This is a genomic window from Mesorhizobium sangaii (assembly GCF_014207355.1).
GTDB classification, from domain to species: domain Bacteria; phylum Pseudomonadota; class Alphaproteobacteria; order Rhizobiales; family Rhizobiaceae; genus Mesorhizobium; species Mesorhizobium sangaii.
In genome coordinates, this window is record NZ_JACHEF010000001.1 from 1,340,930 (window position 1) to 1,356,481 (window position 15,552).

Annotated in this window: 13 protein-coding genes; 5 read left to right on the plus strand and 8 right to left on the minus strand. The window is 59.5% G+C overall.

Annotated elements, in window-relative coordinates; all coding sequences use genetic code 11:
* Positions 1-119 precede the first annotated feature (119 nt).
* Positions 120-1,187, minus strand: coding sequence for an acyltransferase family protein (locus tag HNQ71_RS06535; protein WP_184871712.1), 1,068 nt, complete (start codon positions 1,185-1,187; stop codon positions 120-122).
* Between the two features lie 331 nt (positions 1,188-1,518).
* On the opposite strand from HNQ71_RS06535, the gene HNQ71_RS06540 reads away from it, so the two are divergent.
* Positions 1,519-2,976, plus strand: a complete 1,458-nt coding sequence (locus HNQ71_RS06540; protein WP_184871713.1) for an oligosaccharide flippase family protein — start codon at positions 1,519-1,521, stop codon at positions 2,974-2,976.
* A 60-nt stretch (positions 2,977-3,036) separates the two neighbouring features.
* Here HNQ71_RS06540 and HNQ71_RS06545 read toward each other — a convergent pair whose 3' ends face one another.
* From HNQ71_RS06545 to HNQ71_RS06565, 5 genes are all read right to left on the minus strand, one after another.
* A complete protein-coding gene (locus HNQ71_RS06545; RefSeq protein ID WP_184871714.1) occupies positions 3,037-3,972 on the minus strand; it encodes a glycosyltransferase family 8 protein in 936 nt (311 codons plus the stop codon).
* Positions 3,973-4,052: 80 nt separating this feature from the next.
* Entirely contained in the window at positions 4,053-5,030 is a 978-nt protein-coding gene (locus tag HNQ71_RS06550) for a glycosyltransferase family 2 protein (protein WP_184871715.1), read from the minus strand.
* 121 nt (positions 5,031-5,151) lie between these two features.
* Positions 5,152-6,474 carry a polysaccharide pyruvyl transferase family protein gene (locus HNQ71_RS06555; protein ID WP_184871716.1) on the minus strand — a complete coding sequence of 441 codons (1,323 nt, stop codon included), beginning with the start codon at positions 6,472-6,474 and terminating at the stop codon, positions 5,152-5,154.
* Between the two features lie 159 nt (positions 6,475-6,633).
* Positions 6,634-7,809: a glycosyltransferase gene (locus tag HNQ71_RS06560; RefSeq protein WP_246461221.1), complete on the minus strand. Its 1,176-nt coding sequence runs from the start codon at positions 7,807-7,809 to the stop codon at positions 6,634-6,636.
* A gap of 39 nt (positions 7,810-7,848) precedes the next feature.
* Positions 7,849-9,126 (minus strand): glycosyltransferase family 4 protein, encoded by a 1,278-nt coding sequence (locus HNQ71_RS06565; protein ID WP_184871717.1) that lies wholly within the window; start codon positions 9,124-9,126, stop codon positions 7,849-7,851.
* Positions 9,127-9,262: 136 nt separating this feature from the next.
* On the opposite strand from HNQ71_RS06565, the gene HNQ71_RS06570 reads away from it, so the two are divergent.
* Positions 9,263-10,453, plus strand: coding sequence for a glycosyltransferase family 4 protein (locus HNQ71_RS06570; protein WP_343068065.1), 1,191 nt, complete (start codon positions 9,263-9,265; stop codon positions 10,451-10,453).
* On the opposite strand, the gene HNQ71_RS06575 is transcribed toward HNQ71_RS06570, so the two are convergent.
* Positions 10,446-11,678: a glycosyltransferase gene (locus HNQ71_RS06575; protein ID WP_184871718.1), complete on the minus strand. Its 1,233-nt coding sequence runs from the start codon at positions 11,676-11,678 to the stop codon at positions 10,446-10,448. The two genes, HNQ71_RS06570 and HNQ71_RS06575, sit on opposite strands and share 8 nt — an antisense overlap.
* A 245-nt stretch (positions 11,679-11,923) precedes the next feature.
* Here HNQ71_RS06575 and HNQ71_RS06580 point away from each other — a divergent pair, with 245 nt between their 5' ends.
* The 3 genes from HNQ71_RS06580 to HNQ71_RS06590 all read left to right on the plus strand — a co-directional run bounded on the left by HNQ71_RS06580 (position 11,924) and on the right by HNQ71_RS06590 (position 14,626).
* A complete protein-coding gene (locus HNQ71_RS06580) occupies positions 11,924-12,796 on the plus strand; it encodes a glycosyltransferase family 2 protein (protein WP_184871719.1) in 873 nt (290 codons plus the stop codon).
* Positions 12,797-12,810: 14 nt separating this feature from the next.
* Positions 12,811-14,121 carry a polysaccharide biosynthesis/export family protein gene (locus HNQ71_RS06585; RefSeq protein WP_184871720.1) on the plus strand — a complete coding sequence of 437 codons (1,311 nt, stop codon included), beginning with the start codon at positions 12,811-12,813 and terminating at the stop codon, positions 14,119-14,121.
* Between the two features lie 274 nt (positions 14,122-14,395).
* Positions 14,396-14,626 (plus strand): hypothetical protein, encoded by a 231-nt coding sequence (locus HNQ71_RS06590; RefSeq protein ID WP_184871721.1) that lies wholly within the window; start codon positions 14,396-14,398, stop codon positions 14,624-14,626.
* 12 nt (positions 14,627-14,638) lie between these two features.
* On the opposite strand, the gene HNQ71_RS06595 is transcribed toward HNQ71_RS06590, so the two are convergent.
* Complete coding sequence (locus tag HNQ71_RS06595; protein WP_184871722.1) at positions 14,639-15,433, minus strand: sugar transferase; 795 nt, start codon at positions 15,431-15,433, stop codon at positions 14,639-14,641.
* Between the last annotated feature and the right edge of the window lie 119 nt (positions 15,434-15,552).

A 15,552-nucleotide genomic window follows, 5' to 3' on the forward strand; every position in this document is an offset into this window, starting at 1 on the left:
TTGTCGGGCATGTGATCAGGGGTAGCAATTTGCTCATACGGGTGAACAGAGTACTTGCACTACCCCTTTCGGAGACTGCTCCTTAGGCCCGCGTCGTCAATGGACAGCCGCCGGTTGGATTACCTTGGTAGACTGCCAGCTTCCAGCGGCGGCGGCCTCCGCTGAAGTATTGTGACCTTCCGTAGCAGCTCCAGAATTGGCTTTTCCACAAAGAGATGCGTCAAAACACCGACAATAAGGCACAAGCATATGATCATAGGAGCGAAGGAAATCTGTGATACTCCCCCAACGAATGTCGCCTTTATCAGCCAACCATACCCCAGCATGACAAAGATGTGAGTTAGGTAGATGGCATAAGATGCATCCCCAAGCAGGATCACTCCCCGTCCGGCCTTCGATCGCGGTCGTTTGGTCTTGAGGAAGGCTCCCACTATCAAAGTTGCTGGAAGTCCCCATGCGATGACTCGCAATATGGCTGTATCACCGGGATGGCTAACGAAGACTGGAGAAATAATTATCAAGAAAAACCCGAGCGCGCCGAGTGCCGGTGGATATTCCCATTTACTTCTTGAGATAAATAATAGCGCTATGGCAATACCGAAGCAAAACTCAAGCACGATAGGGCTAGAGATAAATTCAGAAAAACTCGAATCCTGAATCCAACGCCCCAAAACAATTCCGCAGATCATAAGTAAAACTGTCGAGATGGACGTTTGAATAAGTTTCCCAAAAATGAGACATATCGCGAATGCGACATAAAAATACATCTCATATGAAAGCGTCCATGCAACAAATATTAATTTGTCTCCTGGTAGCAAAAATATAGAATTAAAAATTGAAAACTCGCCTATGTTTTTGTGCTTCAAAAATCCAACCAACGATATTGCCAGTATCCCAGCGCTGCAGATCCAATACAGCGGAAATATTCTCCTTGCCCGTTTGATCATGAAACGCCCAGGTGTTTCCGCAGCCCGACCAGGCGGAAAGCTCACATACACCATGATGAAACCGCTAATTACGAAGAAAAGATCTACGCCTGCTGCACCGAAGGTCGTCATCCAAGCCGGGCTGAACCGCCCAGCTTCCGATCCATCGGACATGTCGAGGGTGTGGCGAATGACGACGCCCGAGGCCGCGATCGCACGAAGTATCTGCAGTCCATACAGTTCGCGATCCTGCTGGTCCATCCCATCCGGTCCTGTGAGAAAGAGGGGTCAAAGAGGGGTCACTGACCCTACGTCTAACCGGCCTTATTACAAGGCATCCCTCCGACGTGGCCCTCCTACGTCCGACGAATGATCCCTGCTTGCTCGTTCGGCAAATATTCCGCCAAACCGACAGCCCCGATGACTTCAGTTGCTGGCGAGCCGGCTCAGGCGCAGACGGAGCACTTGGGTTTGCGCTACCGCTTTAGGCGGCTGTATTCCTCGCCTATTGGACGCCATGACTTTCAACTGGGTTTGTCCGACTATCCTCGGGACGCAGGCGGCGGGTCGCCTCGGTCGGGAAGGTACACGCATGCTTTCGGTGAAACGCGCACTCCTGATGAGCGTGGGCGAACGCTACGTGCTGCTCGTGACGAATTTTGCCACAGCAGCCTTGGTTTCCCGGATATTGACGCCCAAGGAGATCGGGGTGTCGGTGATCGCCATGGCCATCATGGCGATGGCCCTGTCCCTAAGGGAGTTCTCCAGTGCGAGCTTCCTCATCCAGCGCGAGGAACTCAGCCGTGAAGATATCCGCGGCGCCTCTACGGTAATGTTCATCCTCACCGGGGTCATCGCCGTCGCTCTCGTCGTCGTTTCCCCTCTTCTGGCCTCGTTCTACAGTGAGCCGACCCTCATCCCCTACTTCAGGGTTGTCGCGGCCTGCCTCTTTCTCGACACCTCTTTGACCCTGATAACCGCTCTGCTGCGGAGGGAAATGTCCTTCGGCAAGGTTGCGGCCATCGACATAGTGGCAGCGGTGACGAATTCCGCGGCCACGATCATTCTGGCATTGGCGGGCTTCAGCTACATGAGTTTCGTCTGGGCGTGGTTGATCGGCAGCGGTATTGCCGCAGGCCTCGCCTTCGCCCTATGGCCCCATTTCTGGATGTTCAAACCGTCCCTCGCCAACTGGCGAGGAATGGTTCTGTTCGGCGGATACAACGGCGCCATCGCCATTCTTTTCCGCATCTTTGATGCGCTGCCCCTACTCCTGCTCGGCCGCTTCATATCGCCGAATGCGGCAGCCTTGTTCAGCAGGACGCTCTGGATCGGCCAGATACCCGACAAACTGGTTATCGGAGGCGCCATGGCGGTCGTGCTGCCCGCCTTCTCGGCCGAGGTCAGGCAAGGCAGGGATTTGAAACGTCCCTATCTATCCGCCCTTTCCCTCATCACCGCCCTCCACTGGCCGGCGCTCCTCGTGCTGGCGGTTTTGGCGTACCCGACCGTGAACATCGTGCTGGGTCACCAGTGGACCGAGGTCGCGCCGCTGGTGCAAATCGTCGCAATCGCGTTGCTGTTCTCCTTCAGTTTCGAACTCAATTACCCCGTAATGGTTGCGATGGGAGCGATCCGCGACTTGTTCATCCGCGCGCTGATCGCCTTCCCAATTTCGGGCATTCTCCTCTCCGCAGCCATTGTCTTCGGCGGATTGCAGGCAGCCGCCTGGTGCATGCTAGTGACTGTTCCTTTCCAGGCATATATTGCTCTGAGCTTCGTCCGGCGCAGCCTGGGACTTGGACGCATGGAGATCGCCGCAGCGCTGGGCAAAAGTGCTGTCGTTGCCTTCGCGAGCGCGGTGCCTCCCCTCGCAGCCGTGGGGATTTCCGGTTCCGGTTTCGACCTCTCCAATATGGAAGCCATTGCGGCGGGACTGTTGGCGTTCGGGGGATGGTCGGCTGGATTGATCATCACCCGGCATCCGCTGCTCGATGAGATCATCAAGATTTTCCCGGGACTCCGGCGGGCACGGGTTTCGCTAGGTTGATACCGAAACCTATCGGGGATCCTGCGCCACCAACTCGCGGCAAGTCGATGCGAGGACTGCTCAGACGGAGGGCCCCGGAAGCTGTCCAATGAGCCTCGAAATTCTGATCCGATCCGCTCTCCTGCGCAATCTGTTGACCTTGTAGGTTAACCCCAGATACGCAGGAGGGATATTCAGACCGAGTTCCCCGCAGTTGCAAGATATCCGGCCCAGTACAGACCGTTCCTGGCTGTCGATGCGATGTGCCACCGCCGGCAGGAACTTCTCCGGCCCCGTATAGTGGCGGATCAACGCCCGATCCCAATAGCTTGTCTGGAATGCCGACTTCTGGACGTTGAACTCCACGGGAAGCGTCTCCCATGCACCTTGCGCGGCGAGGTTGAAGGCGCATTGGTCGATATGGGTGCATGAGCCGTCCCAATAGGGGCAGAAGTCCGCGTGCGACTTTAGAGCGGAAGAGAACCGTTCGGGAATTCCCGACCCGATCCATCGAGACACATCGATAGCCATAAAGCCGGAATTGAAGTAACGCCGTTCGAGGCCATGCTTGTCGCAATTCTCGAAGAATGCGCGGTTGTCGAGGCCTGTGCAGATGGAAAGGTCGGGCACGGCCGCGAGAGGTCGCGTCGTCGGGGCGACAGCTGCCAGATCAAGAGGCCGCACGGCCAGCGTATCATTGTCGAGATAACAGACGACATCGTGATCGCCCGAAACGGCGGCGATCGCTGCGGCTTTTTCAAAGGCAGTCGACGTTATGTGGCCATGACCGGGTAAACCCCGGTCGACCGTCGGAAGGCTGTGGGTCGCCAGCCGATGACCCTTCGCCTGGAGGATCCTGAGCACCGTCGGCGGGGGAGCCGAGCTGAACCCCGATTGGGCGATGTGGATGTCTATCCCGCGTGCATGATTTAGTCCCAACGCCACCGCGCTGGCATAAGTCAGGTCATCACGCTTGCCGTCGGTCAGGTAAACGACACCGATGCGCTTTTCGGTCATGAATTATCCTCCACGCGCACGGCATCCGATCCGAGGCCGAACAATCGTGATGGCAGCCACATGGCCGGTCACATCGTTTCTCAATGCCGGCTCCAGGCCTCCGCCAGGCGCGTGCGGATGTGGCCGAGCGGATTGGGCAAATGGGCCAGATAGTCTACCGGCGGAATGTAGGCCAAGCTTGGCGAGAGCTGAGCCGCAAATTTAAGCAGATCAAGACCAGCTGCTCGCTCACCGCGCGCGATGTGTGAAAGGCCGGACCAGTATGCGCGCTTTCCGAGATTTCGGTAAACGCCCCTGCGCAACCGTTCCAGCCCGGGCACGGAAGCTGCCTCGTGCGAGAAAAAACTATCGAAGGTGAGTTTCTTCTCGATCATGTCCCGCTTGAAGTCCTGCCAGAATATGGAGGACAGATTCGCGCCGTGCACCCGCCGTATTCCGTGAATCGCCTTTGTTAGCGCCGCTCTCCGGCCCAGTGAGAGCCGCAAGAACATTTCCAAGTCCTCGCTGAACGATATCTCCGGCCTGAAATGGCCAACCCGTTTGAGGTCGGCGGTTCTCATCACCGCTGCGCCGCCTCCAAACAACACTTTGCTGGGAAGCGACCGCTCCAGGGCGAACGATTCCATGGACAGAAATCGCCAGTCATGTGCGTCTGAATTCTCCACTGCCGGGAAGGGCCGGTCCTCATGCCAAACCAGTTCGCCTCCACACGCAAAGGAAACATCGGGTTCTCGCTCAAGAACCGACAGGGCACGGTTAAAACAACCCTCGACGAGCAGATCGTCGGCACAAAGTATCACGAAATACTTCGAGATGGCCCAATCGATTCCCTCATTGCAGGATGCGTGCAACCCGAGATTTTTTTCCCGTGCGATAACCGTTATCCGCCTGTCATGGCTTGCCAGTTCATTTGCGACATCGACACTGTCGTCGGTTGACGCATTGTCAACGATCAGAATCCTGATGTCTTCTACTTGCTGGCGCACGATGCTCTGGACGGACTGCGGCAAGTAGCGCCCGTAGCAGTAATTTGGAATCACAACGTCGATTAGTGGCATTGATCAACCTTCGCGAATTTGTTGGACGTGGGAGCACATCTGCTTATCTGTTTCACTAAGACGGCGATCCGACCTTCGGTGTCGCTTTCGCGGATTCTTGCGTCGTCCATGCCGGCCGCTCTCAGCTTGACGACAAGATCGGACGGGACACCGCATGGGCGAAAACTTGTGTTCGAAGAAGAACCTCCTGGTCCAAGAGTTGTTGCCGGTATCGCGAAACCGTTTCGCGAACTTCCTGCGCTCGCAATTCCCGCTCGGCAAGGAGTACGTCCAGCCGCGACTCCAGCCATTCGACGCCGAAGGTTTCGACGCTGGTGCAAAAGGCCGATAGGCCGGTGTCGGCAGCAAGTGCGTCGTGCTTTTCGAGGTATCCGAGAGATATAACAGGGAGCCCGACCCGCAGGGCGCAAACAACATTGTGAAATCGGGTGGCGACCACGACGTCAGTAGTCTGCATTTGCGCCATGACGTCGTGGAGCGATGCAGACCGACTGAAAACGACCCGGGCCAAATCAGGGTCGGAAAGCCGGCCGCGAAGTCGCTCGATGAGATCGACCACCGCAACCTCGTCATTGTCCTGGCCCAGGATAAGTCGAATGTCGAAGCCTCTCGTCACAGTGCGTGCGACAAACTCCGCGAGCTTGGTAATGTACGTCTCATAGATCGAGTCATCTCCACCCGTGCGACCGCGGTAGTTCATCACGCCCACGCCAACAACAGTGGTCTCAGAGACCTCACGCTCGACGGTCAGGATTGGTAGTCCGAAAGCAAGATCGGGAAAAACCCGGTCGTTCGCAACATCAACTCCGAGGCTCCCGACGAATTCGCGTGAAATCCTATCGCGAAACGAACGATATGACGCGCAGCGGGCAGTCCAGGCGAAGAACACGCGACTGAGGGGGTGGTAGGCGGGCCCGGCCCCGATGCTCGCAAATGCGACGACACAGCCCCTTAGCCGCGCCATCAGGAACCACTTAAGGAAAACGTAGGGCATTCCAAACGGAGTGTCGCCAAAATCATCGAACGCGCCAGTTCCGGGCAGTATGACAGCATCAAAGCCACGAAGTTTGCGGAAGGCGCGGATCGGTCCCCACATCTTGTAGGGCACTCGACCGAGCATGCGGTTCGCCAAGTCGAGCCAACGCGACTTGATCGCCGGCCGCGTCAGTCTGATGGTCTCCACGCCGAAGGCTTCCTCGACGGATTCGGGCCATGTGCAAATCACGGAAAGGTCGGCCTCGGGGCAAATCCGCCTGAGCGTGTCGATCATTGCCTCGAGTGAGCCGTCATTGCCGAAATTGCCGACGCCAAACTGCCCTATCAAGCCAATCCGCATTCGCTTGGTGCTTGGCACTGCATGCGCGTGGTCGTAGCCATTGATCCATCGATGCGATCCGAGCTGAGGCTCAAGCACGGTTTCAGTTTGCGTTTTTTGGGACTGCATAAGAACCCGTAGCTTTCAAGTGAGTGAGTGAGGGCACTATAGAACCACCGGTCCGTTTCTTCGCCTCAACCTATGGGCTGAAGAACACCTCTTTTTGGGTGTGTCAGTGCCTGCGGGTTGCCGGGCGTCCAGCATTCGAAGCCTTGTCCGCGGCGCACCTTATGAGGCTGATCTGCGCCGAGAGCCCGTTGAACCTGCACGTCCAGCTGCGTCTGCGATCAGCAAATCCCTCCATTGCTGTAGAAACCGATCCTTGGTTGCAGCTGATGCCGTGTTGCGCAGCGAGCGGCTTGTTTCCGCTTTCTCCGCAGGGCTTCGGAAAAGTGCTTTTCGCATCGCGTCCGTGATCGCCGCGGGATCGTTCGGCGGCACCTGCAAGCATTGGCCTCCCACCGCCTCCACGAGCGCACTGTCCGCGGACACTATCGGCAGCAATCCCATGTAAGCGGCCTCCAGTGCCGGCATCCCGAAACCCTCGAGAAGGCTTGGCAGCACGAATGCCTCGGCGTTTGCATAGAGCCAGCGCAACTGTGCATCGGGCACGTAGCCCATGAGCCTTACTCCGGCGATGGTTGCCGCGAGCTCCGCGGTCTCTGCATGACCATCGCCACGCGACCCACACAAGACGTATTCTATACCCTCGCGATGGAATCCACCGTCTCGATACGCCTTCAGGGCGGCGATCTGGTTCTTGCGGGTTTCGAACGCGCCCACGGTAAGGAAATACCGACCGCTCAAGCCGGAGATTGCTTCCGCCGGGCCGTCAAACAGTTCGGTGCGCAGATACAGCGGGATTGTCGTCAGGAACCGGAAACCAGAGCCAAAAAGAGACTTGAATTGCTTCGCAGAGAAATTGCTGACGAAGACGACCCCCGGCTTGATGCGCCGGATCTTCTCGTAAGCGAGGTGGTAGTTGGCGCAAGTCCGTTCGCCGTAGAGGTCCCTGTGCGTCAGCGGACCGACATCGTGGCACAGGACGATATCATTCTCGGTCAAGCGTGACCTCAGGACGTAGAGCGGATCCAGAAACAGCCTGAACCCACGCTTTTCGACCCGGTCACGGATCAGGAGAAACTCGCTATCGCGGAGCCAGTTGATTTCCAGCATCATCAGCCGGGCGACTATCTTGCGGGCAAGACCCTCGGGAGCGAAGGAACCCAGCCGCCAGTAGCGGACCTTGGCCTGGCCCGGGACAAATTCCCCGGTGAGGTCCTTGGCAATGTGGTACGCGCCAGTCCTGTTCAGGATCGACAGGGAGTTGTCGAAAAGAAGCATGTTGGCGGATGCCCGCCTGCTCGCGGCGCGTAGGTCGTGCGGGTCGGGCCGCTCGTTCATCGTGCTCTCCTGGAGATCAACCCTTGGACTGGCTGCCGGTCAACTGCCGTACTCCCCGAAATCGGCGTCGACCTGAACCATGAGTTCGAGGTATTTCCACGCGATCCACCGCCAGGAATAACTACTCGCCCTCGCGTGCCCCTTGGTAACGAGCCGCTGCCGCAAGTCTGGGGCAAGCATCAGCAGGCGGATGGCTTCGGCCCACGACTGGACGTCGTCGGGATCGGCATAGAGGGCCGAATCCCCGCAGATTTCGGGAAGACACGGCGAGGTCGAGGCCACGACCGGGCAGCCCGAAGCCATAGCCTCGACAGCGGGCAGCCCGAAGCCTTCGATCCGTGACGGGAACAGGAAGCACAGGGCGCCTTCGAGCACCTTCTTGAAATCGTCATCCCCTATGCGGCCAGGGAGGACGATATTTCCGGGCATTTCAGGGACGTACCTCAGGACCGTGGTCTCGTCGACATCGCCTGGCATCCAGAGGTCGAGACCCATCCCGTCGAGGAGTGGGGCCAGCCTGGCGAGGAGCCCCATGTTCTTGTATTCCTGGTCCCGCCTGCCAAGGCAAAGGACATACGGCCTGCCCCGGTCGACGACCAGGGACGATCTCGCTGCATCCCATCTCTTCGCATGGTCGCTGCCATTGTAGGTGACGACGATGTTTTGCTGTGGCGCGATCCCGAAATCGACCAGATGGCTGCGCGAGAGTTGCGAGACCGTGGTGATGCGGGCGGCCCGCCTGCCAAGTGCCGGCAGGATCAGGCGGTGCGCCCACCGGAACCCCCGCGCGTAGCTCGACGGCATGAGCCTGGTGTGCATGTCGTGGATGCATGCGATCTGACGCCTCAGCACGACCGGAGCGAGGTTGCAGAAGCTCAGCAATCCTCCAGGCACATGCCAGGGCAACTGCGCCTGCACCCAGAATTGGGGAAGGCGCGGCCTGTTGAATTCTGGAACGACACGCACGGAGATGGCATTGAGGCTGAGAGGTTCGGAAAGCGGGCGCGGCACCACGAGATCGATCTCCAGGTCGCGACCGAGGGGATGCCCTTCCGAAATGAGGGCGTCGAGAGCCAAGGTGACCTCGCGGGCGTAACGGGCCACTCCGGTCGGCCGAAGCGTCGTGAAGTCTCCGTTTATCGTCCAGCGTCGTCTCGGCGCTTCCCGGTCCACGCACACCGCAGCGGAATGCCCGATCAGGAATTCGGCGCCGTCGGCAGCAGATCTGGCCAGGGGTGTGTCGGCTCGGTGTCCATTCACCTGTCTGGCCCGTCTTGGTGGCGGCGACTCCGTCGTGTCGAACTCGAGTTTGCCCATGTCCCCCTTCCCCGGTCCTTGCCGCACCTTGGGCCAGACTAGCATCCCCGGGGGCACCAAGGCCCTCAAACGTTTGAGGTAGGCACGCCGTCCGACCTCGCCTATCCGGATGATTGCCGCTTAGCCGGATGACCCGATGGCCATGGTGACCTGGCGCCTTTGCGGCTCCACATTGAAGGTTTCAAAGGGGGACGACATGGCGCGGCGTTGGACCATCAATGGGCGTTTTCTTTCCCAGCCGACAACAGGTGTCCAGCGTTATGCGCGCGAGGTCGTCCACTCTCTCGACGCCTTGATCGCGGAACAGGAGCCCCTCGCCCGCGGCCTCGAACTCAGTCTGCGCTGTCCGCCCGGGTCCGGGGACATCCCCCTGGCTTTCATCGAACGTCGCGAGATCGGCCGCACGAGCGGGCATGTCTGGGAGCAGGTGCAGCTCCCCTCATCCCTCGACGGCAGCGGACTGCTCAGCCTCTGCAACACCGGGCCGCTGCTTTCCAGCAAGCATATCGTCTGCATCCATGATGCAAATGTCTGGAATGCCCCGCAGAGCTACTCCCTTGCCTTCAGGCTTCTTTACAGGAACCTGTTGCCCGGCCTCGGCAAGACGGCGTGCGGAATTTCGACCGTTTCCAACTACTCCCTGGATGAACTGGTTCGCCGCGGCGTCATCCAGGAAGAACGGGCTTTCGTCGCGCCGAACGGCCATGAACATGCTTTGCGATGGAAGCCTGAACACTCGGCACAGACAAGGCTGGCGGCCTCGCGGGAAACCGTTGTTCTGATCGGCAGTGCCGCACCCCACAAGAATGTGGATCTCCTCCTGAACATGGCTGATCGTCTTGGCGAGGCCGGACTCAGAATAGCGATCGTCGGCATGTCGGATTCGCGCGTCTTCAGGTCAGGGACGGCCAGGACCGAAGCTCGAAACATCCACTGGCTCGGCCGCGTTTCCGATGGCGAATTGGCGGCCCTGCTCAGGGACTCGCTATGCCTGGCTTTCCCCTCGCTCACGGAGGGCTTCGGTCTCCCGGCCCTCGAGGCGATGGCCGTCGGCTGCCCCGTGGTGGTTTCGGACCGCGCCAGCCTGCCTGAAGTCTGCGGCAGCGCAGCCCTGTTTGCACCTCCCGACGACCCGAATGCATGGTTCGACAGTTTCGCGCAGCTTCGCGGTTCCCAGGCCTTGCGACTGCAGATGATAGGCAAGGGAAGGGCGAGGGCCTCGGCATACAGCTGGAGGGCGACGGCCTTGCGTTATCTCGAGGCGATGGCGGCCGCGGACGGCGTCGATGCGGACGCTAAGATCGTCAGGGCTCGCGAATTCACATGATCTCGTAAAGTGCCTGGACGGTCCCGAGTGATTCCAGGATCGCGCGGTCGAAGTTCTCCTCGGAGAAACGTCCGGCATTCTTGGCGCAAGCGCGGGGCGTGATGGCATAGCTGTTGTCTTCGAACCGTTCGACGGCCTCCTTGAGGTGATCGACGGTCTGAGCCTTGAACAGGACCCCTGTCGGCTCGGGGGATGATCCCAGGCGCTGTACGATGTCGACGGCCCCGCCGCGGCCGAAGGCAACCAGCGGCGTCCCGCAGGCCTGGGCCTCGGCCAGCGCTATGCCGAAATCCTCGCAACCTGCAAAGACCATCGCCTTCGCCCGTGCCAGGGTGTCCACATAGTCTTTCCGCGGCAGATAACCCGAGAAGGTGACGTTGGGACCAGCAAGCGCCCGCAAGCTGGCCGATTGCTGCCCTTCGCCAACGATGACCAGTCGCCGCGACGGCATCTCGTTGAAGGCCCGGATGACGAGGTCGGTGCGCTTGTAAGGGGCGAGGAAGGACGCCGAAACATAGTAATCGTCCTTGTCCTCCACACAGGGCAGTTCTCCCAGTGAGACCGGCGGGAAAACGACGCGTGCCTCGCGCCCGTAGATATGCTGGATTCGGGAGCGGACATAATTCGAATTCGCCAGCATCAGATCCGGACCGTGCGCGGTTCTCGTGTCCCACGTCCTCAGGCGATGGAGCATGTACCGATAGAGCATTCCCTTGGGCCCGAAGCCAAGCCGCCCTTGCTGAAGATAGGAAAACTGCTCGTCCCAGGCGTAGCGGACGGGGCTGTGCACATAGCAAAGATGCGGCTGGTCCGGCCTGGTGATCACGCCGCGCGAAAATGCGGCCGAAGACGAGATGACCGCATCGTAGCCTGTCACGTCGAACTGTTCGATCAGGAAGGGACAAAAGAAGAAGAGGGATCGATAGAATTTCTGGACCATCGGGATCCGGTTGGCCGCGGAGGTATGGAATTCCACGTCGCGGAAATATTGCTCCTTCACCTCGGCCGGCAGGAAATCGAAAAGCGTGAAGACTTCCGCATTGGGGAACTGCTTGCAGATTTGCGCCAGAACCCGTTCCCCTCCCCGGAAGTTCGGACACCAGTCATGAACGACCGCTATCTTCGCATACCTGTCGACGCCGGGTCCCGGCGCGGCCGGGAACTCCTCGATGGGCACATCGACCTTGGCCGCGACCGCCAAATCGGAAGAGCGTTCGTGGAGCATGGTTCCCCCTAGCCTCGTCAGGCCAGCAGTCTCCATTCCATCTTGTTGCCCCGGCAAGTTGTACGATCGGTTACAGGTTGTTCCGGACGCATGCCTATCTAATACTTATGGCTGTGGGTCGTTTACAGGAATACTCCGAAAGCCTGTGTCCGGGGGTATGCCAAGCTCCTTCCGTCACCTTTTATGCAGGCTGTTTCGGCCCCCTCGCCGGTTTAGGTTCGGCGGGAACCGAAGCTGGATCGAGCATGAGACTAGCAGTGATCATCCCGACCCTTGGCCGCCGCGGACAGGTCGCGCGCCTGCTTCGGTATTTGGGTGACCAGACGAGACTTCCTGACGAGGTCATCGTGTCGGCGCCAGACGCCACGCACGTTGAACTGCCGGAAGATTGTCCTTTCCCTTTGTCGCTCGTTTTCGGACCGATGGGATCGTCTGCCCAGCGGAACACGGCTCTCGTACCTTCCCTGGCGCGCTTCGACATCATCACATTCTTCGACGACGATTTCGTTCCGTCCACCGAATACCTGGAACAGGTCGAGAAAGCTTTCGTGGAAAATGACGGATGGGCGGTGGTGATGGGCACGGTCGTCAGGGACGGGGCCACGAATGCCGGCCTCACCTGGGAAGATGCCGAAGCCGCCTTGCGAGAAACCCGGGGCAAAAAACATGATGGACCACCGGTGGTCGACCATGTCGGTGCGTACGGATGCAACATGTCCTTCCGGTCCTCTTTTGTGGGAGATTTGCGCTTCGACGAGCGCCTGGTCCTGTACGGCTGGCAGGAAGACATCGATTTCACCAGCCAAATGAGGTCCAAAGGTCGCGTGGTCTGCGTCACTGCAATCACGGGCGTCCACCTCGGTATCAAGACAGGCCGGGTCAGCGGAAAGCGGTTCGGCTATTCCCAGGTTGCGAATGCGATCTACCTGATCAGGAAGGGCTCCGTTCCGGCCTCTTTCGCACTTCCCCTGATGTTCAGGAATATTGCGGCCAACCTCGCAAAGAGCCTGCGGCCCGAGCCGTATATCGATCGCAGAGGCAGGCTCAGGGGCAACATGCTGGCGATCCTGCACATCGCCATGGGACGAATCGAACCCGAGTACATCCTGAAAATCTGACGGCGGGAAAGACAATGCGGAAATGGCTCTTGAGAGTGGCGGCGGCTTCATTGGCGGCGGCGGCTGCCTGCCCCTTGCCGACGATGGCTGGCGAGTATCTCCTCGGACCCCAGGACAAGGTCAGGCTCAAGGTTTACGAATGGCGCGCATCACGCGACGTGATCTTCGAATGGACGGCTCTCAACGACAGCTTCGTTGTCGGTGCCGACGGCACGCTCTTCCTTCCATTTGTCGGCCAGATACGGGCGCAAGGCACCGCCCCCGGCGACCTCGCTCGCGCGATCGGCGACCGCCTGATGCAGCAGATGGGACTCGGCCGCCAGCCGGATGTCGCCGTCGAGATTGTCCAGTACAGGCCGTTCTACATAGTCGGCTACGTCACGCAGCCCGGCGAGTTTCCCTTCAGGCCGGGACTAACGGTCCTGCAGGCGCTGGGAATCGCCGGCGGCCTGCGAACACGCGAGGAGGACATGTCGAGGCTCGAGCGTGAAGTCATCGCGGGCCAGGGCGACGTGGGTTTGCTGGCGCTGAGCAATGTCAGTCTGCTCGCCCGCAAAGCGCGGCTGGAATCGGAACTGGCTGGCAGCGACGACATCGCCTTCCCTGCACAACTGAAGGACAGAGCTTCGAACGAGACGGTCGCGTTGGCGATGGAGCAGGAGCGCAAGATCTTCGCCGTCCGCAAGGACGCCATGGCGACGCAACTCCGTGCCCTGCGAGAACTCAAGGATTTCCTCGAAAAGGAACTGACCTCGCTCGGCCAGCAGATGGCCTTCCACGACCAACAGATCGAACTGATCCAGAAGGAACTCGCGGGTGTTTCGGCCCTTGTCCAGAAGGGGTTGGCGGTTGCACCGCGGGAACTCTCTCTACAGGGAACGGTCGCACAGATGCAGAGCGACAGGTTGGTTGCCGAGACGTCGCTGTTGCGAGTCAGGCAGGAGATAAGCAAGACCGACATCGAGATCCTCAATCTCGGCAATAGCCAAGCCAGCGAAGTCGCCGCTGCCTTGCGCGAGACGCAGCTGCAGCTCAATGAAGTGACCAGCAAGGCCAACACCGCGGTGCAGTTGCTGCACGATACCGAGGTCACGGCCCCTGCTCTGCTCGCTCTTAGAGAGCGCGCCGAAAGGGCCAAGCCGATCTTCAAGATCGTGAGGACGACGGACAGCGGCTCGCAAGAAATCATGGCTGAGGAAACGACGCCGATCGAGCCAGGCGATACCGTGAAGATCGATATCCCCCCGCCCCCGTCCGGCTTGGCCGCCCTACCTGCAGGCGACAGCGTGCAGACAGAGACGCTCCCGATTCAGGGCACCAACTGATCAAGCTTGCTCAGTGAGGCAGGTCCACAACTCGCCGCACCCATTGGCGCGTGTGGGCTTCGGAAGCTGAAACGCGGCTGGAGGCCGCCTGGAAGCACCAAGAACACAAGGGCGCAAGAAAACTGGGGGCGATGCTCAACCGGATCATCTGCGCAATACCCTGGCACTTGCCATGCACTTTGAGGCCGCATATCAGTGAGCACACGCTGACGAAACCTTCCCTGCCGCAGTGAGGCGATCAGTCCTGCGGGTATCACTGGAGATTTCGGTGCTCATGAGTGTAGTGGCTGTATCGGCGGCGGGCGTTTTGTTGGGACTGCGGTTCAAGGCTCCAGCCCTGATCGCGGCGACTGCGCTGCTTGTGATCGGAAGCTTTGCCTGGAATGGCCTTGGGTTGCCCGGCCATGTGACCGTCACCAAATTCCTGATCCTGGCATTCGTATTGGCTTGCGCCTACATCATCGGCCTTTCCCTGTCCGTCCACTGGAGGCAGAAGGAAGGGTGAGCGGTCGGGACTTCAGGCTGCCCTGTCGAAGCGCATCACTGCGAAAACCGTCCTGAACAGGATCACGATGTCGAGCCAGACCGACCAGTTCCGCACATACTGGCTGTCCAGCGCCACGCGGTTGGCGTAGTCCATGCTGCTTCTTCCGCTCACCTGCCAGAGACCGGTGAGTCCCGGCCTTGTCCGAAGGTATTCCCCCAGGTGGTCGCCGTAGCGTACGAGTTCGTCCTTTACGATGGGCCTTGGGCCCACGCAGCTCATGTCGCCACGGATGATGTTGAAGAGCTGCGGGAGTTCGTCGAGGCTCGACTTGCGCAGCATCCACCCAAGCAGCGTGACGCGGGGGTCGTTCCTGATCTTGTGGGTCTCTTCCCACTCCTTGCAGACATCGGGGTTGGCTTCGAGATATGCTTTCAGAACTTCTTCCGAATTGGCGACCATCGAGCGGAACTTGTAGCAATCGAACGGCTTTCCGCCGAACCCGATACGGCTGTGCGAGAACACTGCCGGGCCTCCTGCCGTCATCCTGATCAGCAGGGCAACGACGATCATCACAGGCGCAGCCATGATAAGCGCCGTGCCCGCTATGACCAGATCCATGATCCGCTTCAGGCGACCTCCCATGGGAGGGTTCGTCGTTCCCGACCTGATGGCGGGCGACAGGTCTGTCAATACTGCCCCGGCACTGTTGTGGTCGGGCGCAGGAACAACGTGCAGGACTGCCGTTCGGCTGTCAGCCGCCACGGGAAGAGGCGGCTGAACCCAGATCGGGGTTCCCTGATGCGACTCGAAGGTGTTTGTTGACATGGGACGGTTGCTGTTCGAATTGTTCCGGACACTCTTCCAAGGTCGGGGCTTGTCGGCAAGAAAGGCAAAGGAGGTAGCGTGACGCCCCAGGGCTACCCCCTAATCCCAAGGAATGATCC